This is a genomic window from Streptomyces sp. NPDC021019 (assembly GCF_044333295.1).
Lineage (GTDB): Bacteria > Actinomycetota > Actinomycetes > Streptomycetales > Streptomycetaceae > Streptomyces.
This window is the reverse complement of record NZ_JBIRQR010000003.1, coordinates 179214-204021: the sequence shown is the minus strand read 5'-3', so window position 1 is coordinate 204021 and position 24808 is coordinate 179214. Positions and strand designations below refer to the sequence as shown.

General features: G+C 73.0%; 19 protein-coding genes and 2 pseudogenes. 10 read left to right on the top strand and 11 right to left on the bottom strand.

Features of this window, described 5'->3' with window-relative positions:
- The first annotated feature begins 273 nt into the window (after positions 1-273).
- The 5 genes from ACH4RG_RS18345 (at position 274) to ACH4RG_RS18325 (ending at position 6064) form a co-directional block, all read left to right on the top strand.
- Positions 274-1554, top strand: a complete 1281-nt coding sequence (locus ACH4RG_RS18345; protein ID WP_398539833.1) for a VWA domain-containing protein — start codon at positions 274-276, stop codon at positions 1552-1554.
- On the top strand, positions 1554-2399 hold the full coding sequence (locus ACH4RG_RS18340; protein WP_397917424.1) for a hypothetical protein: 846 nt from the start codon (positions 1554-1556) through the stop codon (positions 2397-2399). The genes ACH4RG_RS18345 and ACH4RG_RS18340 overlap by 1 nt, the downstream gene beginning before the upstream one ends.
- A gap of 99 nt (positions 2400-2498) precedes the next feature.
- Positions 2499-4079 (top strand): aspartate:alanine exchanger family transporter, encoded by a 1581-nt coding sequence (locus ACH4RG_RS18335; protein ID WP_397917423.1) that lies wholly within the window; start codon positions 2499-2501, stop codon positions 4077-4079.
- Between the two features lie 63 nt (positions 4080-4142).
- Entirely contained in the window at positions 4143-4583 is a 441-nt protein-coding gene (locus ACH4RG_RS18330) for a hypothetical protein (RefSeq protein WP_398539832.1), read from the top strand.
- A 113-nt stretch (positions 4584-4696) separates the two neighbouring features.
- Complete coding sequence (locus ACH4RG_RS18325; RefSeq protein ID WP_397917419.1) at positions 4697-6064, top strand: cytochrome P450; 1368 nt, start codon at positions 4697-4699, stop codon at positions 6062-6064.
- A 62-nt stretch (positions 6065-6126) separates the two neighbouring features.
- On the opposite strand, the gene ACH4RG_RS18320 is transcribed toward ACH4RG_RS18325, so the two are convergent.
- The 11 genes and pseudogenes from ACH4RG_RS18320 to ACH4RG_RS18270 form a co-directional block, all read right to left on the bottom strand.
- Entirely contained in the window at positions 6127-7101 is a 975-nt protein-coding gene (locus ACH4RG_RS18320) for an ABC transporter substrate-binding protein (RefSeq protein ID WP_398539831.1), read from the bottom strand.
- Position 7102: 1 nt separating this feature from the next.
- Positions 7103-9088, bottom strand: a complete 1986-nt coding sequence (locus tag ACH4RG_RS18315) for an ABC transporter permease (RefSeq protein WP_398539830.1) — start codon at positions 9086-9088, stop codon at positions 7103-7105.
- On the bottom strand, positions 9088-10266 hold the full coding sequence (locus tag ACH4RG_RS18310) for a glycine betaine/L-proline ABC transporter ATP-binding protein (protein WP_397917415.1): 1179 nt from the start codon (positions 10264-10266) through the stop codon (positions 9088-9090). Before ACH4RG_RS18310 ends, ACH4RG_RS18315 begins: the two co-directional genes overlap by 1 nt.
- Complete coding sequence (locus tag ACH4RG_RS18305) at positions 10263-11870, bottom strand: GMC family oxidoreductase (protein WP_397917414.1); 1608 nt, start codon at positions 11868-11870, stop codon at positions 10263-10265. Before ACH4RG_RS18305 ends, ACH4RG_RS18310 begins: the two co-directional genes overlap by 4 nt.
- Before the next feature lie 97 nt (positions 11871-11967).
- Positions 11968-13470, bottom strand: coding sequence for an aldehyde dehydrogenase family protein (locus ACH4RG_RS18300; RefSeq protein WP_397917413.1), 1503 nt, complete (start codon positions 13468-13470; stop codon positions 11968-11970).
- Between the two features lie 211 nt (positions 13471-13681).
- Positions 13682-14077, bottom strand: coding sequence for a hypothetical protein (locus ACH4RG_RS18295; protein ID WP_398540039.1), 396 nt, complete (start codon positions 14075-14077; stop codon positions 13682-13684).
- Positions 14078-14283: 206 nt separating this feature from the next.
- Positions 14284-14412 (bottom strand): annotated as a pseudogene (locus ACH4RG_RS18290) (hypothetical protein); the annotation flags it as partial.
- Positions 14413-14483: 71 nt separating this feature from the next.
- Positions 14484-15146: pseudogene (gene fxsT, locus ACH4RG_RS18285) on the bottom strand (FxSxx-COOH system tetratricopeptide repeat protein); the annotation flags it as partial.
- Positions 15071-16282 (bottom strand): hypothetical protein, encoded by a 1212-nt coding sequence (locus ACH4RG_RS18280; protein ID WP_398539829.1) that lies wholly within the window; start codon positions 16280-16282, stop codon positions 15071-15073. The pseudogene fxsT and the gene ACH4RG_RS18280, both read right to left, overlap by 76 nt.
- A gap of 328 nt (positions 16283-16610) precedes the next feature.
- Positions 16611-17864 carry a cytochrome P450 gene (locus ACH4RG_RS18275; protein WP_397917411.1) on the bottom strand — a complete coding sequence of 418 codons (1254 nt, stop codon included), beginning with the start codon at positions 17862-17864 and terminating at the stop codon, positions 16611-16613.
- A complete protein-coding gene (locus ACH4RG_RS18270) occupies positions 17861-19162 on the bottom strand; it encodes a cytochrome P450 (RefSeq protein ID WP_398163192.1) in 1302 nt (433 codons plus the stop codon). Before ACH4RG_RS18270 ends, ACH4RG_RS18275 begins: the two co-directional genes overlap by 4 nt.
- A gap of 311 nt (positions 19163-19473) precedes the next feature.
- On the opposite strand from ACH4RG_RS18270, the gene ACH4RG_RS18265 reads away from it, so the two are divergent.
- The 5 genes from ACH4RG_RS18265 to sph all read left to right on the top strand — a co-directional run bounded on the left by ACH4RG_RS18265 (position 19474) and on the right by sph (position 24806).
- Positions 19474-20196 carry a response regulator transcription factor gene (locus ACH4RG_RS18265; RefSeq protein WP_397917408.1) on the top strand — a complete coding sequence of 241 codons (723 nt, stop codon included), beginning with the start codon at positions 19474-19476 and terminating at the stop codon, positions 20194-20196.
- A 1-nt stretch (position 20197) separates the two neighbouring features.
- Positions 20198-22261 carry a sensor histidine kinase gene (locus ACH4RG_RS18260; RefSeq protein WP_398540024.1) on the top strand — a complete coding sequence of 688 codons (2064 nt, stop codon included), beginning with the start codon at positions 20198-20200 and terminating at the stop codon, positions 22259-22261.
- Between the two features lie 125 nt (positions 22262-22386).
- Positions 22387-22869, top strand: coding sequence for a hypothetical protein (locus tag ACH4RG_RS18255; RefSeq protein ID WP_398539828.1), 483 nt, complete (start codon positions 22387-22389; stop codon positions 22867-22869).
- Positions 22870-22989: 120 nt separating this feature from the next.
- Positions 22990-23655: a class F sortase gene (locus tag ACH4RG_RS18250; RefSeq protein ID WP_397917406.1), complete on the top strand. Its 666-nt coding sequence runs from the start codon at positions 22990-22992 to the stop codon at positions 23653-23655.
- Between the two features lie 170 nt (positions 23656-23825).
- On the top strand, positions 23826-24806 hold the full coding sequence (gene sph / locus ACH4RG_RS18245) for a sphingomyelin phosphodiesterase (protein ID WP_398539827.1): 981 nt from the start codon (positions 23826-23828) through the stop codon (positions 24804-24806).
- Positions 24807-24808: the final 2 nt, after the last annotated feature.

Genomic DNA, 24808 nt, shown 5'->3' with positions numbered 1-24808 from the left:
CCGGGGGGCGGCGCCAGCCGTCGCCGCGCCCGCGCGTGAGGTCGTACGAGTCGTCGAGCTCCTCCGGCCAGGCCACGTCCTCCAACAGCCCGATCCGGTTCTCGTCGGGGACGGTGCCCAGCCACCCCCAGTCCGCCATGAACAACGTGAGATCCATCCCCATGGCCGCAGCATAGGCAAGATCCGCATGCCGCGAACGGCGTCGCCGAGCACCGGCAGCGGGCCCAAGGGACCCGGTTGGGAATACGAACTGATTTTCCATAAGATCCGGCGATGATCACTAGAAAACGGCTGACGACCGGGGTGGGCATAGCGCTCGCCACCCTGGCCGCCGGGTTCGGCACCGCGATCCCCGCCGCCGCAGACGAAGCCCCCGCCGCCCCCTCCCCCAAGGTCGAGCTGGTGCTCGACGTCAGCGGCTCGATGCGGACCCGCGACATCGACGGCCAGTCCCGGATGGCCGCCGCCAAGCAGGCGTTCAACGACGTCCTGGACGCGGCGCCCGAGGAGGTGCACCTCGGCATCCGGACGCTCGGCGCCGACTACCCGGGCGAGGACCGCAAGGTCGGCTGCAAGGACACCAAGCAGCTCTACCCGGTCGGCCCGCTGGACCGCACCGAGGCCAAGGCCGCGGTCGCCACCCTCGCTCCGACCGGCTTCACCCCGATCGGCCCGGCCCTGCTCGGCGCGGCCGACGACCTGGAGGGCGGGGACGGTTCGCGCCGGATCGTGCTCATCACGGACGGCGAGGACACCTGCGGCCCGCTCGACCCGTGCGAGGTGGCCCGGGAGATCGCCGCCCGCGGCACCCACCTGGTCGTGGACACGCTGGGCCTGGTGCCCAACGCCAAGATCCGCCAGCAGCTGACCTGCATCGCCGAGGCCACCGGCGGCACGTACACCGCCGTCCAGCACAAGGAAGAACTCTCCGGCCGCGTGAAGCAGTTGGTGGACCGGGCCGCCGAGCCCGTCGTCATCCCGGTGGCGACCGAGGGGGCCAGGAGCTGCTCCGCGGCGCCCGAGCTGAAACCGGGTCTCTACACCGACCGCGCGGAGATCGCCCAGCACCGCTGGTACCGCGTCGACGTGCTGCCCGGTCAGGAGCTGCGCGCCTCGGCGAGCGTGGCGGCCGACCGCGCCGTCGACGACGACTACGGGGTGCTGCTGCGGGCGGTCACCGTGCACGGACGGGAGATCGTCCGGGGCTCCGAGGCCGGGACCGGCCGCACCGACGTGATCTCGTCCGGGCTGCGCTACCCGAAGCCCGAGGTGGAGGACGGCGACGACGGCGACGGCAAGCCCGCCGCCGAGACCGTCTGCCTCCAGCTCGCCCACTCCTTCTCCGCGCCCGCCTCGGTGAAGCGGTCCCCCGGCCTGCCGGTCGAGCTGACCGTGGATCTGGTGGACGGCCCGGACAACGCCTCCGACGTGGCCGCCTTCGGGCTGGGCCGCGGCTGGTGGCTGCTCGGCGTGCTCGTCCTGACCGGACTGGTCGCGGGCCTGCTGACCGGCTGGATCTCGCGCTGGCGCGTCGCCGTATGGAGGACCAACTGATGCGCACCACACCTCGCCGTACCCACGGCGCCCGACGCGCGCTGACCGGAGCGCTGCTCGCCGGACTGACCCTGCTCACCTCGGCGGGCGCGGCCGTGGCCGACGACCCGTCGGCGAGCGCGAGCCCCGCCGACGGCGGAGCGGGCCCCACCGAGGCCGGGACCACGTTCCGTACGGCCACCGCACTGGAGCAGGGACAGACGGGCACCGCCCAGGCCTCGGCGGGCGACTACCTGTACTGGGTGTTCCCGGCCGACGCCGGTCAGCGGCCCACCGTCGAGGCCACGGTGAAGCTGCCGGAGAGCGCCCGGAGCTCCACGTCCACCTGGCAGATCGATGTGTACGACGGGCTGCGCCGCCGCCAGGCCTGCATGTACGGACACCAGACCAGGAAGGCTGTGGCCGACGCGGCCTCCGTCGAGCTGTCCTGCGTGCTGCGGACCGTGCGGTCCTGGTCCGAGCCGTGGGCGAGCGACCCGCTGCCCGGCAGCTACTACATCCGCCTCACGGTGGTGGACCTGCCGGCCGCCGACCTCGGGCTGCCGGTCGGCGTCGAGGTGAAGGCGGTCTCCAAGGAGCAGGGCGGGGCGCACGACGTGGACGGCGCGCTCGCCGAGCCGCTGGTGCCGGGCGTCTCGGTCGTCCCGGCGGGTGACGCGGGCGCTTCGGCCGCCACGCGGGTGCCGTCCGCCGGTGAGCCGGAGGACGGCTGGGCGTCGGGCTGGTGGACCGACCGCTGGCTGTGGACCGTGGGCGGCGGCGCGCTCGCCGCGCTGGCGGCCGTGTTCGGCTACTCGCTGACGCGGGGCCGGGGCCGGCCGGCCCACGTACCGCCCGGCGCCTGAGGGACGCTGCCGCCCCTCCCCGGGTGGCGGCCTTCTCCGGCCTCGCGGATCCTGGCCCCCGACAGGGGCGGGATCTTCGAGGTCGGGGAGGCACGGCCGGTGTGGCAGTTCTTCGCGGACAATCCGTGGGTGGCGGTGTTCGCCGTGATCACGCTCGGCGCGCTGCTCGGCCTGGTGCGCTTCGGCCCGGTCCGGCTCGGCGCGGCCGGAGTCCTGTTCGTCGGCCTCCTCGTCGGGGCGCTCGACGAGGACATCGCCGCCGCCGTGCCGGCCGGGGTCTCGGCGCTGGGCCTGGCCCTGTACGTGTACACGGTCGGCCTGGAATCGGGCCCCGCGTTCTTCCGTGAACTGCGCGGCCAGCTCCCGGTCATGGCCGGAGCCGTGGTGGCCCTGGCCCTCACCGCGGCGGTGGTCGGCTTCGCCGGACATCGCTGGTTCGGCATCGAGGGGCCGTTCCTCGCGGGCGGATACGCGGGCATCGGCACCACCACCCCGGGCCTCGCCGCCGCCCAGGACGCCTCCGAGGACCCGACGCAGCCCGCCGTGGGGTACGCCATCGGCTACCCGCTCGCCGTCGTCATCACGATCATGTTCGTCTCGGCGATCGCGGCCCGCCGCCACTGGACCGCCCGCCGGGACCCCGACTCGGGCCTGCCGGCCACCCTCGTCACCCGTACGGTCCAGGTGGCCCGGAACCTGAGCTGGACGGACGTACCCGGCGTCGCCGCGCACCGGGTACTGGCCAGCGAGTACCGTCCCGCCGACGGCGTGACCCGGGTCGCCCGGGGGCTGGGCCGCCTGTCCCCCGGCGACCAGGTCGTCCTGGTCGGCGGCGAGGACGACGTACGGGCGGCGACGGACGCGCTCGGGGCCCTCGCCCCGCGCCATCTGCTGGACGACCGCAGCGCGGTGGACTACCGGCGGGTCCTGCTCACCAACCCGGACCTGGCCGGGCACACCGTCGGGGAGCTCGGGCTGGGCGAGAGGTACGGGGCCGTCGTCAGCCGGGTACGGCGCGGCGACTTCGACATGCTCGCCCACGACGACCTGCTGCTCCAGCTCGACGACCGGGTGCGGGTGGTCATGCCGCGCGAGCGGACGGGCGAGGTCACCACCTACCTCGGGGACACCGAGGCGAAGGTCAGCGAGGTCAGCGCGGTCAGCCTGGGCCTGGGTCTCACCCTGGGCTTCCTCGTCGGCATCCCCTCCCTCACCCTGGGCTCCACCACGCTCGCCCTGGGCACCGGGGCGGGACCTCTGGTGATGGGGATGATCCTCGGCCGGCGCCGGCGCACCGGCCCCCTGGTGTGGACCCTGCCGACCCGCGCGAACCTCACCCTGCGACAGATCGGGCTGCTGCTCTTCCTCGCCGTCGTGGGGCTCACCTCGGGCTACTCGTTCCGGGAGAACGCCTTCTCCCTCTTCGGGCTGAAGCTGGCTGCCGTGCTGGCGATCGGCGCGGTCGTCAGCTACGCCCTGATGGTGCTGGTCGCGAAGGCGCTGGGGCAGAGCCGGGAGCGGACCATGGGGCTGCTGTCGGGCTACGTCGGCAACCCGGCGATCGTGGCGTACGCCAACAGCCGGGCGAGCGACACCCGGATCAACAACGGCTATTCGACGCTGTTCGCGCTCGCCATCCTGGTCAAGATCGTCTGCATCCAGCTGATCGTCGGCCTCTGAGCCGTCCCCTCCGACCCGGACCTAAGCTGAACCCTTCACCGGCCGCGGCGGAGGGAAACGGGGATGAGCGGGACGACGAGGTACGTACGGTTCCAGAGCACCGGACGGAGCCCCCGTGGCCACTTCCCCGGCATCTTCGCGCTGGCCAACGGCCTGGCCCGGGAGGGCCGCCTGACCGAGGAGCAGCACCGCTTCTGGCGGGCGGCGAACGACTGGTACGACGCCGCCTACGCCGACCCCTCCCGGGTCGACCCCGCGGTGTACGACCCCGGGCCGAACCCGGGGGCGGCGGCCTGGTTCAAGGGGACGGCGACCCATCTGCTGGACCGGATCCCCGGCTATCTCGCGCTGCTGGCCGCGCACGGGGTGCCGTGCGAGCGGCTGGAGTCGGCGGATCCCGGCAGGGTCGTGTACGAGGACGAGCACCAGGTCGTCGTGGTGCCCGACTCCGGGAGCGCGGGCCCGACGGCTGCCCTCAACCAGTCGGCACGGCAGGGCGCCTGACGGATTCCGGCCACGCCGGCCGTCGCCCTGGTGGAGCGCCGCCCCCATCCTGTTCGATGAGCTCGAACAGTCGCGCGCCGGCCGTGGCGCGCCCCAGGGAGCGGAGTTCCTCGATGTCCACGCAGACCGGCCCGGCACGCGACACCCAGCCTCGCGGCCATGCGTTCGTGCCGGGGCCCAAGGGGCTGCCGCTCGTGGGGAATCTGCCGCAGTTCGGCAAGAACCCCCTTGCCTTCTTCGAACTCCTGCGTAGCCACGGGGACCTGGTGCGCTGGCGGTTCGGACGCAATCGGTGCGTCTTCCTCGCCGACCCGGAGCTGGTGGGAGAGTTGCTCACCGAGACGGAGCGCACCTTCGACCAGCCGAAGCTCGGTATCGCGTTCCGTACGGTGCTGGGCAACGGGATGCTCGTGGCACGGGGCCGGGACTGGCGGCGCAAGCGCTCGCTGGTGCAGCCCTCCGTGCGGCCCAAGCAGGTCACGTCGTACGCGACCACGATGGCGGACTGTGCGGTGGAGCTGGCGGACCGGTGGGCGGACGGCCAACGGGTCGACGTCAAGCGGGAGATGTCCGCGCTGACCCAGAAGATCGCGGTACGCACGATCTTCGGGGTGGACACCCCCGCGGACTCCGAGGCGATGGGCAGGGCGATGGACGTCGCCCAGATGGAGATCGGCAAGGAGTTCGCCGGGCTCGGCGCACTGCTGCCGGACTGGGTGCCGACCCCGGGCCGGACGCGGATCGGGAAGGCCGCCGCCGTCATCGACGCCGAGGTGCGCCGGGTGGTCGCCCGGCACCGGGACGGCGAGGAGGAACGCCCTGATCTGCTCAGCCGGTTGCTCACCGCGGTCGACGAGAGCGGGACGCGCCTCAGCGACGAGGAGATCCGGGACGAGGCGGTCACGCTGTACATCGGCGGCCATGAGACGACGAGTACGACGCTGGTGTGGGCGTGGTATCTGCTCGCCCGCAATCCCCGCGTCCGGGACGCGCTCGCCGAGGAGCTGGACCGGGTGCTCGGGGACCGGGAGCCCGGCATCGAGGACTACGCACGACTCGAATACGCCCAGGCCGTGGTGAAGGAGACGCTGCGGCTGTTCCCGGCGGTCTGGCTGATCACCGGGATCGCGAAGGAGGGCGCGACGATCGGGGGCCTGCCGGTGGAGGAGGGCACCCGGGTGTGGAGCAGCCAGTGGGCCACGCACCGCGACGCACGGTGGTTCCCCGAGCCGGAGGAGTTCCGGCCCGAGCGCTGGGGCGCCGAGGACGGGGACGAGATCCCGGAGTACGCGTGGTTCCCGTTCGGCGGGGGGCCCCGGGTCTGCATCGGCACGCGCTTCGCGATGGTGGAGTCCGTCCTCCTCCTCGCCGTGCTGGCCCGTCGTTTCACCCTGGACGTGGACCCGGGCGAGATCACGCCGCTGACGGGGCTGACGCTCCAGCCGGACCGGGACGTGCTGGCGACGGTCCGGGCGCGGTAGCGGGGCCGGCGGAAGAAGTCGGCGCCCGACCCCGCGGCAGGGGAGCCGGGCGCCGGGCGGTGTCAGTCCTGCGGCAGCCACTTCTTCCAGACGTCCGGGTGGCGCTCGATCCAGCGCTTCGCCGCCTCCTGGGGCGCGAGCTTCTGCGAGGCGATCATCTCGGAGACCTCGTTCTGGTCCTTCTCCGACCAGTGGAACTTCTTCAGGAACGCGGACGCCTCGCCGCCGCGCTCGGCGAAATCGGCGTTGAGGAACTTCTGCAGCGGCGTCGTCGGGTACGCGCAGTCGATGTCCGCCGGGTCCTTGGCGGCGCACGCGTCGGTGTACTCGGGGAGCTTCACCTCGACCATCGGCACCTCGTTGAACAGCCACTGCGGCTGGTACCAGTAGCTGAGGAAGGGCTTCTTCTCCTTGGCGAACTGCTGGATCTGGGTGATCTGGGCCGCTTCGGAGCCGGCGAAGACCACCTTGTAGTCCAGGTCCAGGTTCTTCACCAGGGCCACGTCGTTGGTGACGTAGGAGGGCGAGCCGTCCATCAGCTGGCCCTTGCCGCCGCTCTCGGCGGTCCTGAGCTCCTCGGCGTACTTGTCGAGGTTCTTCCAGTCCGTGACGTCGGGGTGCTCGTCCGCCCAGTACTTCGGCACGTACCAGCCGATGTGGCCGGTGACCCCGAGGTCGCCGCCCCGGACGATGGTCTTCTTCTCGTCGACGTACAGCTTCTCCTGGTCCGGGTGGCCCCAGTCCTCCAGGATCGCGTCGACGCGGCCCTGGCTGAGGGCGTCCCAGGCGGGGACCTCGTCGGTCTGGACGAGGTCGACGCGGTAGCCGAGCTTCTCCTTGAGGAGCTGCTCCGCCACGGCGACGTTCGCCTGGGCGCCGACCCAGGACTGGACGGAGAGCGTGACCGTCTTGACTCCGGCGGGGGCCGCGAAGGGCGAGGCCTGCTTGGTCATGTCGGCGGCGCCGCAACCGGCCGTGGCCAGCAGGGCCCCGGCCGAGGCGAGCGCCACGAGCAGGCGGGGGCGGGAGCGGTTCATCTCAGCTCTCCTGTCGCTGGCGGCGGGTGGTGGGCTGGGTGACCCGGTCGAGCATCAGACCGAGGCAGACGATCGCCGCTCCGGCGACGAGGCCGGTGGCCAGGTCTCCCTGGGCGAGGCCGAGGACGACCTCGTAGCCGAGCGCACCCGATCCGACGAGTCCGCCGATGATGACGACGGCGAGGACCAGGACGACCGCCTGGTTGACGGCGAGCAGCAGGGAGGGCCTGGCCAGCGGGATCTGGACCTGGCGCAGTTGCTGGCCGGGGGTCGCGCCGAGCGAGCGGGCGCACTCCATGGCCGCCGGGTCGACGCCCCGCAGGCCCTGGGTGGTGATGCGGATGACGGCGGGCAGCGCGTAGATCACCGCGGCAGCGGCCGCGGGGGCGCGTCCGACGCCGAAGAGGGCGACGACGGGGATCAGGTAGACGAACTGCGGCATGGTCTGGAAGACGTCCAGGACCGGTCGCAGCAGCCGTTCCAGGCGTTCGCTGCGGGCCGCGCCGACGGCGACGCCGAAGCCGAGGACCAGGGTGACGGCGACGGCGGCGAGCACCTGGCTGAGGGTGTCCATCGAGGGTTCCCAGACGCCGAGTACGCCGATCGCGGCCATGGCGAGGACGGCGGTGGCGGCGGTGCGCCAGGTGCCGATGGTCCAGGCTAGGGCGGCGACGATCAGCAGCACCGACCACCAGGGCAGGCCGGTGAGCCCGCTGCGCAGCGGGTTGAGGACGCCGCTGGTGAAGTGGGAGGCGAGGTCGGCGGTGCCGCCGACGACGGGCACCCCGGTGTAGAGGTGGTCGACCATCCAGTCCTTGGCGGTGTTGACCGGTCCGGCGACGGCCACGGTCACGTCCTCGGGCCAGACCCGGCCGTCGGTGGCCCGTCCGACGACGGCGACGGCCGCGGTGACCACGGCGGCAAGGGACCAGCCGCGCCAACCGCGCAGCAGGGCCGGGCCGGTGGGCTCGGCGCCGATGCGGCGGCCGGCCGCCTCCGTCGTACGGTCCAGGACGACGGCCAGCAGCACGATCGGGATGCCCGCCGCGAGCGCGGCGCCGACGTCCACGGACGACAGGGCCTGGTAGACCCGGTCGCCGAGGCCGCCCGCGCCGATCACGGAGGCGATGACGGCCATGGAGAGCGCCATCATGATGGTCTGGTTCAGGCCGAGGAGGAGTTCCTTGCGGGCCAGCGGGAGCCGGGCGCTCAGCAGCCGCTGCCGTCCGGTCGCGCCGAGCGAGGCGACGGCCTCCATCACGCCGGCGTCCGCGCCGCGCAGGCCGAGCGCGGTGAGCCGGGCCATCGGCGGAGCCGCGTAGACGACGGTGGCGAGGACGGCTCCGGGAACCCCGATGCCGAAGACCAGCACCACGGGGAGCAGATACGCGAAGGCGGGCAGCACCTGCATGGTGTCGAGCACCGGGCGCAGGACGCGGAAGGTGCGGTCGGACAGGCCGGCCGCCAGACCGAGGAGCAGTCCGAGTACGACGGAGGCGAGGACGGCGACGGCCATCAGCGCGAGCGTCTGCATGGTCGGCACCCACATGCCGAGCAGCCCGCAGACCAGGAACGAGACGGCCGCGGTGAGGGCGAGCCGGATCCCCGCGACGCGCCAGGCGACGGCGGCGGCGAACACGGTGACGCCGGCCCAGCCGAGGGCCAGGAGGACCAGGTAGACCCCGCGTACGGAGAGCACGACGGCGTTGCTGATGTGGCCGAAGAAGTAGAGGAACAGCGGATGGCTGTCGCGGTGGGAGACGATCCAGTCCGTCACGTCGCCGAGCGGCGCGGAGAGGTCGGCGGTCAGCGCGTCGGGCCAGACGCCGCCGCCCCAGCGGCCGTGCACGAGGGGGACGGCGACGGCGGCGACGAGAGCGAGCAGCAGGAGCTTGGCCGCTGCCGGGCGGTCGCGGAGTACGGCCAGGAGTCCCCGACGCGCGCCCGCTCGCGCGGGCCGGGCCGGGGTGGCCTGGGCGGTGGCCATCAGAGGGTCACCTCGCGGGAGCCGTCCGGCGCGTCGGGGCCGGCGGGGGTGTCCGGGGCGCTGGTGGCAGAGGCGGTCGCGTGGCCGGTTCCGGTCGTTCCCGCGACGACGTCGAGCAGGCACGCGTGGTCGACGACGCCGACGAGCCGACCGCCGTCCATCACCCGCGCGGCGGGGTCGCCGGAGCGGGAGACGGCTTCGATGGCCTCGTACACGGTGGCCCCGGGGCGTACGGCCGGGCCGCGCTCGCTCTCCCCGGCGAGCGCGGGCCGCATGGCCGTGGCGACGGTGAGGACCTGCTCGCGCGGCACGTCGCGGACGAACTCGCGCACGTAGTCGTCCGCCGGCGAGCCCACGATCTCCTCGGGGGTGCCGAGCTGGACGATGCCGCCGTCGCGCATCAGCGCGATCCGGGTGCCGAGGCGCAGTGCCTCGCTGAGGTCGTGGGTGATGAAGACCATGGTGCGGCCCTCCTCGCGGTGCAGCCGGACCACCTCGTCCTGCATCTCGCGGCGGATCAGCGGGTCCAGCGCGCTGAACGGCTCGTCGAACAGGAGGACGGACGGGTCGACGGCGAGCGCGCGGGCGAGGCCGACGCGCTGCTGCTGGCCGCCGGAGAGCTGCGACGGGCGGCGGCCCTCCAGACCCGCGAGACCGACCTTCGCCACCAACTCCGCTGCCTTGGAACGGCGTTCGGCCCTGCTCAGGCCCTGGATCTCCAGGCCGTAGGCGACGTTGTCCAACACCGTGCGGTGCGGGAGCAGTCCGAAGTGCTGGAAGACCATCGCGGCGCGGTGGCGGCGCAGTTCGCGCAGCCGGGAGCGGTCCATCGCCAGGACGTCCTCGCCGTCGATGGCGATGGTGCCGCTGGTGGGCTCGATCAGCCGGGTCAGACAGCGTACGAGGGTCGACTTGCCGGAGCCCGACAGGCCCATGACGACGAAGACCTCGCCCTTGCGGACGTCGAAGGAGACGTCGCGCACGGCGGCGGTGCAGCCGGTGGCGGCACGCAGTTCGGCGGGCGGGAGCGCGGCGTGCTCGCCGCCGGGGATCCGGTCGGCCCTGGGGCCGAAGACCTTCCAGAGGTCGCGCACGGCGAACACGGGGGTCGCCGTGCTCCCGGCCGACGCGGCGTTCCCCGCGGGCCCGGTGGCCTTGAGGGTCTCGGTTCCGGTCATCGGACATCGCCTCCGGTGCTGGTGCTGGTGGCCGGCGCGCTGTCACGCGCCCGGTCCGCGAGGAGTTCGGCGCACTTCTCGCCGACCATCAGGACCCCGATCATCGGGTTGACGGCCGGCATGGTCGGGAAGACGGAGGCGTCGGCGATCCGGATGCCCTCCAGGCCCCGGATGCGCAACTGCGGGTCCACGACGGCCTGCTGGTCGTCGGCCGCGCCCATCCGGCAGGTGCCGGCCGGGTGGTAGACGGTGTGGGCGACCTTACGGGCGTACTCGCTGATGTCCTCGTCCGAGGTGACCTCGGGCCCGGGGCAGACCTCGCGCTTCAGCCAGTGGGCCAGCGGTTCGGTGGCCGCTATCTCACGGGCGAGCTTGATGCCGTCGACCAGGGTGCGACCGTCGTGGTCGTCCTCGTCGGTGAAGTAGCGGAAGTCCAGGGCCGGCTTGACCTCGGGGTCGGCGCTCGTGAGGTAGAGGCGGCCCCGGCTGCGCGGCTTGGGGATGTTCGGCGTCATCGACACCCCGTGCTCGGGCTTCTCGTAGCCGAGCCGCTCCGGGTTGTCGGTGAACGGGATCTGGTAGAAGTGGAACATCAGGTCCGGGCCCCGGGATTCGGGGTCGCGGCGGACGAAGAGTCCCGCGTCGGAGTCCATCGCGGAGTTCTCCGGGATGGGCCCGTCGGTCTCCCAGACGATGACGGACTCGGGGTGGTCGAGCAGGTTCTCGCCGACGCCGGGGAGGTCGTGGCGTACGTCGATGCCCAGTGCCGCCAGGTCCTCGCGCGGACCGATTCCGGAGTGCAGCAGCAGCCGGGGTGTGTCCACCGCGCCCGCGCAGACGATGACCTCACGGGCGGCGCGCAGCAGGATCTCCTCGCCGTCCTTCGTCCGCACGTGTACGCCGGTGGCGCGGGTGCCGTCGAACTCCAGCCGGTAGGCCCACGTCTCCAGGAGGATCCGCAGGTTGGGGCGGTCGCCGGCCTCGATGTGCGGGTGGAGGTAGGCGACCGAGGCGGAGGAGCGCTTGTTGTTCTCGGGGTGGTAGGCGAGGTCGAAGAAGCCGACGCCCTCGTGGAACGGCTTGCTGTTGAAGCTGTCCACGCGCGGCACCCCGGCCGCCGCCTGTGCGGCGTCGACGAAGTCGCGGGCGATGGCGTTGCGGTCCTTCTCGTCGACCGGGACGATGTTGTTGCGCAGCTTGGCGAAGTACGGGTCCATCGCGGCCGCGCCCCAGCCCTCGGCGCCCGCCTCGGCCCACTCGTCCCAGTCGCCGGGCAGCGGCTTGAAGCTGATCAGGGTGTTGTGCGAGGAGCAGCCGCCGAGGACCCGGGCCCGGCTGTGCCGGATGTGGGAGTTGCCGCGCGGCTGCTCGGTGGTGGGGTAGTCGTAGTCGAGGTCGCCGCCGAGCAGGCCGAGCCAGCGGCGCAGGGTCAGCACGTCGTCGCGGTCGATGTCGGTGGGGCCGCCCTCGATGACGGTGACGGTGACGTCGGGGTCCTCCGTGAGCCGGGAGGCGATGACCGATCCGGCGGTGCCGCCGCCGATGATCACGTAGTCGGCCGCGGGGCCGTCGGGGACTGCGGTGCTGCGGGGGGTGGAAGGCATCGGTCACTGCTCCTTCTGCAAGGTTCGTGCGTGTGCGTGGTGCTGCGAACAGCCGGGCGGGGCACCGGGTCGGGTGTCTCCGGGGCCCCCGCAGGCGTCAGCCGGCGAACCAGCGCTGGGGGCGCGGGTTCAGGTTCTGGTAGATGTGCTTGGACTCGCGGTACTCGGCGAGCCCCGTCGGGCCGAGCTCGCGTCCCGTGCCGGACTTCCCGAAGCCGCCCCACTCGGCCTGCGGCAGGTAGGGGTGGTAGTCGTTGATCCAGACGGTGCCGTGGCGCAGCCGTCCGGCGACCCGGCGGGCCCGGCCCGCGTCGGTCGTCCAGACGGCGCCGGCGAGGCCGTAGTCGGTGTCGTTGGCCAGCGTGATGGCCTCTTCCTCGGTACGGAAGGTCTCGACGGTGAGGATCGGACCGAAGGTCTCCTCGCGGACCACCCGCATCTCGCGGTGGCAGCCGTCGAGGACGGTCGGCCGGTAGAAGTAGCCGCCCTCGGGCCGTACGTCGCTGGGGGCCGGGCGTTCGCCGCCGGCCCGGACGATCGCGCCCTCCTCCCGGGCGGAGGCGACGTACGCCTCGACCTTGGCGAGCTGCTGGGCGGAGACGAGGGGGCCGCACTCGACGCCGTCGAAGGTGCCCCGGCCGAGGCGGATGGCGTCGGCGCGGCGGGCCAGCTCGGTGACGAACCGCTCGCTGACGCTGTCCTGGATGATCAGGCGGGCCCCGGCGGAGCAGACCTGGCCGCTGTGGAAGAACGCGGCGTTCAGGGCCTGGTCCACGGCGGTGTCGAAGCCCTCGTCGGTTGCGCAGGCGTCGGCGAAGACCACGTTGGGGTTCTTGCCGCCGAGCTCCAGGGCGACCTTCTTCACGGTCGGCGCGGCGGCCTGGGCCACCTTCGTACCGCTGGCGAGGCCGCCGGTGAAGGAGACCAGGTCCACGTCCGGATGCTCGGAGAGGCGCGCGCCCACCGGGTCGCCCGCGCCGGTGACGAGGTTGGCCGCGCCGTCGGGCAGACCGGCCTCGGCGAGCAGCCGGATCAGGTGGACGGTGGAGAGCGGGGTGACCTCGCTGGGTTTGAGCACGAAGGTGTTGCCTGCGGCGAGGGCCGGGGCGATCTTCCAGCTGGCCTGGAGGAGGGGGTAGTTCCAGGGGGCGATCAGGGCGCAGACGCCGACGGGCTCGTGGACGACGATGCTGTGGACCTCGGGGTCGCCCGCGTCGACGACCCGGCCGCCGCTCTCGTTCATCACGAGGTCGGCGAAGTAGCGGAAGGCGTTCGTCACGTCGTCGACGTCGACCCGGCCCTCTTCGAGGGTCTTGCCGGTGTCACGGCTCTCGGTGATCGCGATCTCCTCGCGGTCACGCTGGAGCAGCTCGGCGACCCGGCGCAGCAGGCCGGCCCGCTCGGCGACCGGCTTGTGCGGCCAGGGGCCGTCGTCGAAGGCGCGCCGCGCCGCCGCGATCGCCGCGTCGGCGTCCTCCGCCCCGCCCTCCGCGACGACGGCCAGGACCGTGGCGTCGGCGGGGTCGATGACCTCGCGCGTCGCGCCTGATCCGGCGGCCCGCCAGGTGCCGTCGATGTGGATGGTATTGAGCGCCGACATGTCGATTTTTGCCTTCCGTGCCTGAAATACCCCCTCCGGTTCGGCCGGGGCGTGCTGTGCGGTGAACCGGGGTACGGCCGCACCAGCGGCCTGGACCCCTCCCCGGTCCGGCAGAATGTATGCCGAGAATTTCACGCAGAGTGACGCGCCTCACGCGCGCAGGCCTCCCCGAGTGGCTCCCGGCCCCTCCGTGCGGGCGGCCAGGTGCTCGTCAGACGGGTGGTGGTGCGGCAGCCAGCCGGTGGGCAGCGTGCTCCCACACCTCCGGCCCCTCCGCCGCGGCGGCGGCGGCGAACCGCTCCGGACGGGCGAGGAGCCGCCGGTGGCCGGGGTGGAGCGCCGTGTGCGCCAGCAGCCAGCCCGCCAGCGGATGGGGATCCCCCGGCGCCTCGGCCCAGCGCTCGCGGTACGCCTCTCGCGCTGCGGCGGACTCCCCCCGGATCAACAGCACATCCGCGCGGACCGGTGGCGTGGCCCGGGGGCGCACGCCGCGGGCGACGGTGACCGACGCGGCGTCCGGAGCGGCGACCGACGCGGCGCGCGGCCCGATGTCGGCGACGGTGACGTCCAGCGCGCTGTCCGGGCGGAGGTACAGCGCGCCCCGCACGTCCTGCCAGTGGGTACGTTCCGAGGCCGGGACGAGCAGGGGCTGTCCCAGGGGCGGCGGCGGAGCCCCCGTGCGCAGCGCCGCGCCCAGGCCGGCGCGCTCCTCGTCCGCGCACCGCAGATTGCGCAGCCCACTCGACCCGGTGGCCGGCGGCCGGGCCCGGTGAGCGCGGCGCGGGTCGCCAGGGTCCGCAGGACCGTACGGGTCTGGAGGCGGCGGAGCGCGAACCGGAAGGGTGCCAGGCCCAGCGGATCGGCCGCCCGGTCCCCGATCCGGTCCCGCCAGAATCCGGCGACGCCGACGAAGGCGTACGCCCCGTGGAGAAGCCCGGGCAGATGACCCGAGATGTCCAGACCGCGGCGACGGGCAGCGGGTAGTCCGGGGACGGGGCCAGTTCGAGGATCCCAGGGCGGCGTTCGTCGAGCAGTCGGAGGTACTCGTCGACCGGCATGCCGGTGGCGGCGTGCCAGGCGCCGGCCTGCTCGACGGCCAGGGGCAGATCGCCGAGCGCCTCGGCGAGCCGGCCCGCGTCATGGGTGCTCAGTCCGCGGGCCCGGCGTTGGAGCAGGGCGATGCTCTCCTCGCGGTCGAAGACGTCCACGCTGAGGGGGGTGGCGACCCGCTCCCACTCCCGGTTGCGCGAGGTGACGACGATCTTTCCCGGTCCGCCGTTGGGGAAGTACGAGCGCACCGACTCGATGTCCTCGGCGTTGTCGAAGACCAGCAGCCAGTTGTCCAAGGGCTTGCCGGTACGCAGGGCCTCGCGGACGGCGGGGACGGCGGTGTTCGCCTGCGGCCCGACCTCCAGGCCGAGGCCGGCCGCCAGCTCGGCGAGCGCGGCCAGGATCAGGCTCTCCTGCTCGGCGGGAATCCACCAGATGTCGATGTACTCCCCGCTGTGACGGTAGACGTACTCCACCGCGATCTGCGATGTGCCCACGCCGCCGAGGCCGTGCAGCGCGTGCGGGAGGACCGCCGTCGTCTCGTCCTCGGTCAGCTGCCGCTCCACCGCGGCGAGAAGGGACTCGCGGCCGGTGAAGTTGGGGTTCTTGGGCGGTACGTTGCCCATGATCCTCGGCTGGCCCGAACGGACGACGCGTGCTTCCGGCGCTTTGGCTTCCATCGTCCCAGCGGGCCTGCCAGCGGCGCAACTGCCCGGCGTCGCCGGCGGGCCATGTCGTGGTTCAGCAGGTCGAAGGGGAGCAGGAACTCGACGTGGACCGGCCCCCCCACCGCCCTCCGCCTTCCCTGCCCGGCCGCCCGGCTCCGGCTGCCCCGCGTGCCCCTTCGGGGTCTCGGCCCATAGCGCCTCACCCCGCTCGACGCGGCGCGCTCGACCGCTCCGGCCAGGGTGTTGAGGGTGACGGTCTCCATGACGCCCTGCTCCGGCCGCCAGTAACCCGGGACCTTGTTGAGCCAGTGCCGGACGAAGACGTCCGGTGAACCGTCCCGGGCCGGTTCGACCATGACCACCAGACACCGGGGCACCGTCGGGTCGGGGGCGGCGGGCCGCTCCAGGCGCCGCCGGCAGTCGGCGAGCGCCTCCTGCGCCCCGGCGACCGCCGCCCGGGCGTCGCCGGCCGGCGCGGCGGGGCCCTCCGCCTCCGCCCAGCGGTCCGCCCACCGGCGCAGCGCTGTGCCCTGCTCGGCCGACAGGGCGGCGGCCGCTTCGACGAGGACGACGGCTGCGGGGAGACCGTCGGGGCGTGCGGTCATGTCCAGCGCGTGGTCGAGGAGTTCGGCCGGTGTTCCGTGGTCCGGCAGATCTCCGGGCAGTTCGTCGCCGAGGAGGGCGGCGAGGCGGCCTGGGTCGATGTCCTTCGCCTCGACGAGCAGCCGGCGCGCCTGCCGGACTATGTCCTCGGCGAAGACGGGCGCGAGCCAGGGCCCCGGTCGGCCGGTGCCGGTCCGGATACCCGCCTCGGCGGCGATCCGCTCGGCCTCGTCCGGGCCGGAGACGGTGCGGACCGCGTAGACGAGCGCCTCGGGGCCGCCGGGCCGGTGGATCACCTTGCGGACCAGATGCGTCATGGCGACCCGGGGCGTGCTGTCCGGGTAGGTCAGTTCGACGCCGAGTCTGTACGCCACCGTCTCCACGAACTCTCCGCGCTGAGTCCGGTCCTTGACACATTCGAGCAGGGTCAGCGCGTCGACCAGGGTCTGCACCAGGTCCGGGCCCGGGTGCCCGTGCGGGACAGCGTTCATCGCCGACCATCCCCCCGCCGAGTCGGTCCAACTCGCGTGGCTGAAAGCGAAGTTACCACGACCGATTTCTTCGGCAACCAGGATCTTCGCGCGCCCCTGTGGCCCGGTTCGGGGAGCTGCCCGAGCCCCTGGACGCGCGTCCGTTGGGGTGGTCCCGCCGAAATGCCAGGTCCCGCTCGCGGACCGGGCCGCCGGGGCCCGCCGACCGGAGCACCACGTCCAAGGCGCGGTCGGGGTCGGCGGCGTACACGGTGCTGAACCGGGTCATGTCGGCCTCGACGACGGCCCCCTCCCGTCCGCCCCCGTCCTCCGCCTCCCGGCTTCGCCGTCAGTCCAGGAGGACCGGGAAGGCGGTCATGTCGTTCTGCGTCATCACCGGAAGCTTGGTGATCTCCTCGTCCGGGACGGCGAGACGGAGTCCGGGGAAACGCGTGAACAGAGCGGGCAGGGCGATGCCCGCCTCGACGCGCGACAGGGCCGCCCCGGGGCAGATGTGCGGGCCGTGGCCGAAGGTCATGTGGCGGTTCCGGGTGGGCCGGGTGATGTCGAAGGCGTCGGCGTCGGGGCCGTGTTGCTCGATGTCGCGTCCGATCGCCCGATAGGAGACGACGACTCCCTCGCCCTTGCGGATCACGTCGTCGCCGACGGTGATGTCCTCGGTGGCGAACCGCATCAGCAGGTGGGTGGTGGGGGTGTCCCAGCGCAGCGTCTCCTCGATCACCGCGTCCCAGCCGGCCTCTCCGGTGAGCACCATGCGCAGCTGGTCGGGGTGGGAGAGGAGGGCGCGTACGGCGTTGAGGACGAGACCGATGGTGGTCTCGTGCCCGGCGGCGACCATGGCCTTGAGGTTGCCCACCACCTCCTCCTCGGTGAGTGGCTCGCCGCCCTCCTCGGCCAGGATCAGCGCGCTGGTGAGGTCGTCCGTGGGCCGGGCCGTCTTCTCCCGTACGAGGTCGGTGTAGAAGACGTCCAACTCGGCGAGCAACGCGAGGCGTTCGTCCTGCGGGGTGAGCATGGAGAAGAACGCCTTGTACTGCCTGGTCAGCATGGCGTGCTGGGACTCGTCCACGCCCATGAGCATGCCCACCACCCGCATCGGCAGCGGCTGGGCGAAGACCGCCTTCAGGTCGACGACCCCGTCGTCCCCCCGCGCGGCGTCGAGGGCGTCCAGCAGCTCCTGGGTGAACTTCTCGATCTCCGGGCGGATCGCCTCCAGTCGGCGGGGGGTGAGCGCCTGCGAGGTCTTGGTGCGCAGCCGCCGGTGTTCGGCCCCGTCGACGGTGAACATGGAGCGCCCGGCGTCGATCATGCCGATCAGCGGCCACGCGTGGGTCACCGCGCCGCTCTGCCAGAGGCCCCAGGCGTCGATGTCCTTCACCAGCCGCGGGTCGAGGAGGAGTTGACGTGCCTCGGCGTGCCGGGTGACCGTCCAGGCCGGTACGCCGAGCAGGTCGATCCGGGCGAGGACCCCGGCGTCGCGCAGCCGTGCGGTCTCGCCGTCCAGGTCCTGGACCATGGGGTCGATGACGACGGTCCCGGCGCCCCGGTCGGCCGGCGCGGCGGCGGTGTGCGGGCAGTTCACAACGCGTCTCCTGTCGTGCGTACGGGAGTGAAGCGGACGGGCAGGGCGATCGTCCCGCGCAGGAACGCGGACGGCCGGCGGACCAGTTCGGCGGCGGGGACGGCAAGTTCGAGGTCGGGCAGCCGGTCCAGCAGCACCTCGATGCCGGTACGGGCGATGATCTCGGCGATCTCCTGGGCGGGGAAGGGACAGCGGTACTCGCCGTGGCTGAAGGCCAGGTGCGCACTGTTGCCGCCCTGCCCGGAGCGGACGGCGGAGGCGGTGACCTGCTGCCGGATGTGCGGGTCGGCGTTGGCCGCGCCGAGGCCGAGGAGCAGCATGTCGCCGCGGGCGATGTTCCGTCCACCGAGCCGGGCGTCGCGCGCGGCCCAGCGGCCGGCCAGGATCTGGGTGGGGCCGTCCTCCCAGAGCACCTCGTTCATGGCCTCGCCGACACTGTGCCGGCCGCCGGACAGGGCGTCGGCGAACTGGTCCTCGGTGAGCATCAGCCGGGTGGAGTTGCTGATCCAGTCGGCGGTGGTCAGGTGGCCGGCGGCCGTGATGGCCATCAGGTCGAGGGCGTACTCCTCGTCCGTGAACGGTTCGGGGTGGGCGAGCATCCGGGAGGTCACGTCGTCGCCGGGCCGGGCCCGCTTCGCCGCCACGAGCCGCCGCATGTGCTCACCGAAGCTCAGGTGCGCCTTCTGCGCGCCGGGGCCGCCGTCGGCGAGGTCCTTGAGCACCCGCGCGATGTCGGCCCCCTCGCCGTCGGGGAAGCCGACGAGCCGGGCGAGCACGAGGACGGGCAGCGGCTCGGCGAACTCGGCGACGAGGTCGGCGGTGCCCCGGGGGCAGACGGCGTCGATCAGGCGGTCGGCCAACTGCTCGCAGTGCTGCCGGATCTCGAAGGCGTCCGCCCCTTCGAGAGCAGGTACGACCATGTCGACGTGCCGGCGGTGCTCGGCTCCGGCGGTGAAGTAGATGGACGGCATGGGGGTGCCCACCATGGGCAGCAGAGGCCAGTCGGCGGGGACGCGTCCCCACTGGTTCCACAGAGAGACGTCCCGGGGGAAGAGTTCCCCGTCGCTGGTGACCTGGTGGAGTTCCCGGTAGCCGATCACCAGCCAGGCGGGAAAGCCGCCGGGCAGCTCGACGGGGACGACGGGCCCGTGGTCGCGCCGCATGGACCGGTAGAGCTCCTGCGGCTCGGTGGGGAAGCCGGGCCCGCCGAGCACGACGGCGCCCGTGCCGGCGCCCACGGGGCAGCCTCCGCCGGCGCCGGCCGTGGACGCGGGCGTGGCGGACGAGGGGTTCGTCATCGTACGGGCTCCAGGGGCGGCGGCTTCGCGCGTTGCGACCATACGATCAACGCGGCACCACTATAAGGAGGTTGCGTGCGCCACCGGAGCTGTTCGTGCTCATTTTCGCCCGAACTCCCAACGTTTCGACCTCACGTTCCGCCCGTTCTTCGCCTGACATCCGCATGCCTTTGATCACAAGGTCGGCATCGCGGCGGGGCTCGGCCGGGCACCTGCGGCCGTCGGTCCCGGTCGGGGGCGCGTCCGCGATGTGGACGGTACGGGCGCCGCCCCGGGCTCGCACCGATATCCCACCGCTCTACGATCGGGGCGTGTGCGCTGACGTCATAGTTGCCGAGGACGACGAGAAACAGGCCGAGCTCGTACGCCGCTATCTGGAACGGGAAGGACACGCCGTACGGATCGTGGGCGACGGCCTCGCCGCGCTCGACGCCGTACGGCACCAGGAACCCGACCTGCTCGTCCTCGATGTGATGATGCCCCGGGCCGACGGCCTCGACGTGGTGCGGGTGCTGCGGTCCGAGAACCGCGAGCTGCCGGTGCTCATGCTGACCGCCCGCTCGACCGAGGACGACCTCCTGCTCGGTCTCGACCTCGGCGCCGACGACTACATGACCAAGCCCTACAGTCCGCGCGAGCTGATGGCCCGCGTCCGCACCCTGTTGCGGCGCACCCGGCGCACCGCCGCCCCCGAGCCGGTGGACGAGGACCCGGTTCTGCGGGTCGGCGCCCTCATGGTCGACCCGGCGCGGCACGAGGTGTCCGTGGGCGGCGGGGCGGTGGAGTGCACCCCGGGCGAGTTCCGGATCCTGGCGGCCCTGGCAGCGGGACCGGACCGGGTGTTCAGCCGTCAGCGGCTGCTGGAGGAGCTCCACGGGTTCGACCGCTACATCAGCGCCCGGACCGTCGACGTGCACGTCATGAACCTGCGCAAGAAGATCGAGCGGACCCCGCGGCGTCCGGAGCGCCTGCTCACCGTGTTCGGCGTCGGCTACAAGCTCACCGATCCGGCGAAGGCGGTCCGGCGTGCGTAGGGTGCGCGACGGCGACGACGGGGTGGCCGGGCGCGGGACGGGCGAGGACGGCAGGAGCGCCGGCCGACGCGGGCGGCGCGAGGGCCGACGGGAGACTCCGGGCCGGGCGCGGCTGCCGCTGCGCCGGAGCCTGCTGGGGCGGCTGCTCGCCGTTTCGGCGCTGGTGGCCGCGTGTTCGGTGGCGGCCACCGCCTGGATCGCCGTGCAGACCACGTCGGGGGCGATCAAGCAGGAGCAGGGGCGGAACCTCACCGCGGACGCCCGGATCTACGACACCCTGCTGGAGTACGCCGCCGGCAATCCGACCTGGGACGGGGTCGGTGCGACGGTGCGCGAACTGGCCCGCGAGTCGGGCCGCCGGGTCGCCCTGACCACACAGGGCAGGCAGCGGCTGGCGGACTCCGCCACGGCGGCGACCGCGCCGGCGCTCCCGCCGCAGGCGTCCGCCGTGGTCGATCCGTTGTCCGTGGACACCGTTCTGGCGGCGCGCGGGACCGACGGGCAGGGCACGGCGGCCGACCGCATCGACCCCCGGGCAGTGGGGCCGTTCCGGCTGTCGGCGGCGGACGGCAAGGCGTTGCGGCGGACCGCCGACAGCAAGGTGGAGTGCCTGAACCGGGCGGGCATCGCCTCGGACGTGGTGGTCGGCCCGAGCGGCCGCCCCCGGGTGCAGATCGTGGGCAACGACCCCGAACGCGCCCTGGGCACGCGTTGTGATCTCGCCGCTCTGGACACACCCACCTCTTCCGAACGGAAGGCGCTCGACGCGCTCACCGAGCTGGCCGACGCCTGCCTGAAGCGCCAGGGCCGCGAGGGCGTACGGCTGAACAGCGACCTGTCCTGGGGTGACCCGGCACGGGTGTCCCTGGCACCCGAGACCGCTCCGCGGCCGGGCGAACCCGGGCCGCTATTGCCGGAGCCCGCACCTGTGCCTGTGCCTGTGCCGAGCGACGCCCCAGCGGAGGACGCCGAGCCGTCCGTCGTGACGCCGGAACGCACCGGGGAGAACGACCGGGCCATCGCGTCCTGTGTGGGCACGGCCCGGAGCGAACAGCTCAGCTCGTACGTGGCCTCCCCCGCCCTCCTCTTCATCGGTGACGAGGGCGGCACGACGCTGCCCGGGTTCGATCTGTCCCCCGCGAACACGGCCAGGATCGCCGGGGCGGCGGCGCTCGTGCTGGCCCTCACCGTGGGCGCTTCGGTATTCGCCGGAGCCCGGCTGGTGCGCCCGCTGCACGCCCTGACCGGCGCCGCGCAGCGTATGCGCGACGGGGAGCGGCCGGAGTCGGTGCCCGTCTCGGGGGACGACGAGGTCGGCCGGCTCGCCGCCGCGTTCAACGACATGTCCGCGCACCGGGCGCGGCTGGAGGAGCAGCGCAGGGCCATGGTGAGCGACGTCGCCCATGAGCTGCGCACCCCGCTGAGCAACATCCGGGGCTGGCTGGAGGCCGCCCAGGACGGGCTCGCCGACCCCGACCCGGCGTTCGTCTCCTCGCTGCTGGAGGAGGCGGTGCTGCTCCAGCACATCATCGACGACCTCCAGGACCTGGCCGCCGCCGACGCCGGTGTGCTGCGGCTGCACCCCGAACCCGTGGAGGCCCACGAGCTGCTGAGCCAGGTCGCCGCCGCCCACCAGGCGCGGGCGGAGACCGCGGGCGTCACCCTCGCCGTCACGGGCACCGCCCCGGGGCCGGCCCTGCGCGCCGATCCGGTCAGGCTCCGCCAGGTGGTGGGCAACCTGGTGTCCAACGCCGTGCGGCACACTCCGGAGGGCGGGCGGGTGACGCTGCGCGCGTACGCCTCCGACGAGGGTGACGGGGCGGTGCTGGTCGAGGTGGCGGACACCGGTTCCGGCATCCCGTCCGACAACCTGCCCCATGTCTTCGACCGGTTCTGGCGCGCGGAGAAGTCCCGCAGCCGCCGTACGGGCGGCAGCGGCCTGGGCCTCGCCATCGTCCGCAAACTGGTCGAGGCCCACGGCGGCACGGTGGAAGCGACGAGCGTCGAGGGCGAGGGGTCGACGTTCGTCCTTCGACTGCCCGGAACCACGCCGTCCGGCCCCTGATGGGATGACCACAGCGCTCTGACAGCTTCTTCATATCTCCACGCCAGCCTGGCGGCATGCCTCGTTCCCGGTGCGAACGTCATCCGGGACCGTCACGGGGCCGACTCTGGAATGGAGCCATCCGTATGACCGTTTTCCCCTCTCGTCGTACCCTGCGGGCCGCCGTCCTGGCCGCCGTCGCGGCCGGCGCGGTGCTGGTCCCGTCCGCCGCCGCCTTCGCCGACGCCTCCCCGAAGCCGTCGGAGCCCACCGTGGCCGACCTGTCCGAGAGCAAGCCCCCCGTCGTCGATCTCTCCGAGAGCAAGCCCCCCGTGGTCGACCTGTCCGAGCGCAAGGCCGCCGATGACGCCGCGAAGGACGGCGCCCGGCCGGCGGTGACACCGCGCGGCGGCGTGGCGGCGGGCGAGGGCCCCGCGCCCGCGCCCGCGGCGAAGGAGGCCGCCCCGGTGGTCACCCCGCGCGGCGGTGTCGCCGCGGGTGAGCGCCCCGCCGGGAGCGGTGACAACAGCACCGCGGTGCTGGCCGGTTCGGTGGCCGGGACCGCCCTGCTCGCCGGCGTGGGCACGATCGTGCTGCGCCGCCGCTCGGCGGCCGGCCTCAACGGCTGACCCGCACCGCTCACCACAGCTGACCGTGGCGCCGCCCCCACACCGGGGCGGCGCCACGCCCGCGCACCGGCCCGCCACCCTGCCCCGCCGCCCCGTCCCGTCCCGATCCCGGAGTCCTCTGTGCCGTCCTGTACGTCGCCCCACCGCTTCCGGCGGACCGCCGCTCTACTGACCGCCCTGGCGGCCTGCGCCGCTCTGGCGGGTTGCTCGTCCGCCGAGCCCTCCGTCTCGGCCTCGTCCGCCGCAGCAGGCGCGCCCTCCGCATCGGCCTCTTCCGCTCAGGGCGAGACGGCATCCGGATCGACCGGATCGACCGAGCCGTCCAGGACGGGCGAGCGTGAACAGCCGGCTCCCGCCCACGTCTCCATCCCGTCGATCGGCATACAGAGCACTCTCATGGAGCTGGGGCTCAACCCGGACGGCACGGTCGAGGTCCCGCCCGCGGAGAAGGGCATGACGGCCGGCTGGTACAGCGGCGGTTCCGTGCCCGGCACGCCGGGGCCCGCCGTTCTGATCGGCCACAACGACACCCGCTTCGGCCGTGCCGTGTTCCACGACCTCAAGAACATCCGCGACGGCGCCGAGGTCCTGGTCCGCGACGGGGCGGGGAAGACCCTGCGCTACACGGTCACCGGAAAGGAAGCGGTCAGCAAGAAGGCGTTCCCCACCGACAAGGTCTACGGCCCGACGAAGGACAGCACGCTGCGGCTCATCACCTGCGACGGCGAGTTCGACGCGGACGGTCATACGGTCGACAACCTCATCGTGTACGGCGCCCTCGCCTGAAACGGTCCGCCGCCACGGGAATCCCGCGAGCGACGGACCACATGTGGCGTCGGCTCGACGGATGGCAGCCGGCCGGACAGACTCGTGCCACCCGATGTCTACCCGCGGGTAACTCCCGCTGCTTGGATGGGGTCGACCGGTACGCCCCCCACTCGACCACAGGAGACCTCGTGCCGAACACCGCGTTCCGCCGCCTGACCGGCGTGGCCCTGTCCGCCACCCTCGCCACCGTCACCCTCGCCGTGAACGCGCCGCAGGCGGCCGCTGCCGAGACCCCGTCACTGCGGGTGCTCTCGTACAACGCGTTCCTCTTCAGCAAGACCCTGTACCCCAACTGGGGCCAGGACCACCGAGCGGCCGAGATCCCGAAGACGTCGTTCTTCCAGGGCAATGACGTCGTGGTGATCCAGGAGGCCTTCGACAACGGGGCCTCCGACGCGCTGCTGCGGAACTCCGCGTCCCAGTACCCGTACCGGACCCCGGTGGTCGGCCGGAGCAAGAGCGGCTGGGACGCGACGGGCGGCTCGTACGCGGCGACGACGCCGGAGGACGGCGGCGTCACGATCCTGAGCAAGTGGCCGATCGTGCGCAAGGAGCAGTTCGTCTTCAAGGACGCCTGCGGCGGCGACTGGTTCTCGAACAAGGGCTTCGCCTACACGGTGCTGAACGTCGACGGAGCCCGGGTCCACGTCGTCGGCACGCACGCCCAGTCGACCGACCCCGGCTGCTCGGCGGGCCAGGCGGCAGAGACGCGCAGCCGGCAGTTCCAGCAGATGGACGCGTTCCTGGACGCGAAGAACATCCCGGCCTCGGAACAGGTGGTCGTGGCGGGCGACTTCAACGTCGACGGGCACTCGGCCGAGTTCGCCTCGTTCCTCTCCGACGCGGGCCTGAGCGCACCGGAGACCCGGACGGGCCACCCGTACTCCTTCGACACCCGCGACAACTCCATAGCCTCCGAGCGCTACCCCGACGACCCGCGTGAGGACCTGGACCACGTCCTGCACCGCACGGGCCACGCCAAGCCGGCGGGCTGGAAGAACGACGTGATCAAGGAGGAGAGCGCCCCCTGGACGGTGTCCAGCTGGGGCAAGGACTACACGTACACGAACCTCTCCGACCACTACCCGGTGATCGGCTCCGGCCGGTAACC